The organism is Rhizobacter sp. P1_G5, from assembly GCF_056405435.1.
In genome coordinates this window covers 1-1,244 of sequence record NZ_JBFUCB010001012.1, presented here as the reverse complement: position 1 = coordinate 1,244, position 1,244 = coordinate 1, and the positions used below count along the sequence as shown (strand labels likewise).

1 protein-coding gene and 1 pseudogene are annotated in these 1,244 nt (G+C 72.5%); both read left to right on the top strand.

The annotated features are described in order from the left end of the window. A partial coding sequence (locus AC1D12_RS33635) for a thermonuclease family protein (RefSeq protein WP_477845417.1) occupies positions 1-334 on the top strand: 334 nt, incomplete at its 5' end. A gap of 82 nt (positions 335-416) precedes the next feature. Then, positions 417-1,244: pseudogene (locus tag AC1D12_RS33630) on the top strand (hypothetical protein); the annotation flags it as partial.

The following is a 1,244-nucleotide window of genomic DNA, read 5'->3' as shown; positions in this document are numbered from 1 at the left end:
CTGCCAGGCCTGGGGCACGCAGGCGACCGAGGCACTGGCGCGCCGTGTGCTGCACCGGCGCGTGCAGTTCGCGACGGTGGCGCAGGACCGCTACCACCGCAGCATCGCCCGCGTGGCTGTCGATGGTGACGACGTGGCGGCCTGGATGGTGGCGCACGGGCATGCGTGGAGCGACCATTTCCGGCGGCGCAAGGGTGGCCAGGACGGTGGGCGATACGGCGCACTCGAAGCGCAGGCGAAGGCCGCGCGGCGCGGGCTGTTCGCGCAGCCCGGCGCGGTCGAGCCGCGGGTCTTTCGTAGGATGCATGGACGCTGCGAGGTGATCGCGCACTGACCGTTACATCGTTTGCCGTCATACAAGGCCAATCGATGACATCGCCGCCCTACCATCCGCGCCAGTTCAACAGGGAGCGTCGATGAGCAGGACGATCAGGCGCTTCGCGCGGGGTGGTGTCGTGGCCGCGTGCAGCGTGGCGGCGGCCTGCGTGTTGAGCGCTTGCGGCGGCGGCGGCGAAGCCCCGGCCACGCCGGACCCGGGGCCGCCGGCACCGAGCGGGCTCACCTTGACCGGCAAGGTGATGCGCGGCCTGCTGCAGGGCGCGCGGGTGTGCGTCGATGCGAACGACGATCTGCAGTGCGATGGCGACGAGCGGGTGGCCGTGACCGATGCGCAGGGTGGCTACACGCTGGTGCTGGACGCGGCGCAGGCGGCCTTGCTGGTGACTGCGCGGCTGGTGGCGCAGGTGCCGGCGTCGACGATCGATGCATCGACCGGCGCGCCGGTGGGCGACGAGCATGTGCTGCTGGYGCGGCCGTACGAGGCGGGCCGCACGGAGTACCTCTTCACGCCGGTGCGCACGCGCGTCGAGCAGCTGGTGTGGGGCGGTGTGGCGCGCGAGGAGGCCGAGGCCGTCGTGCGGCGCGGGGCGGGCTTGGTCGACCTGGCGCTCGATGACGACTACATCGCGGCCGCCGACGGATTGCATCGCGACGAGGCCATGTTGGTGCGCGAGCAGGCGATGGCCTGGTTCGGCCAGCAGACGCGTGGGCTGATGGCGATGCTGCACCGGCCGTCGGACGCGTGGTTCAACGCGCAGGCGGGGGCGGGGGTGTTCGAGCTGTCGGCCGACCTGGGCCGCGATGGCACGGTGTACACGGCGAYCGCGACGAACCTGGTGGCCGGGCCGGTGGCGGGCGAGATGCTGGCGTCGCGACGCCGCTGGAGCTTCGATCCGGCGGTCGAC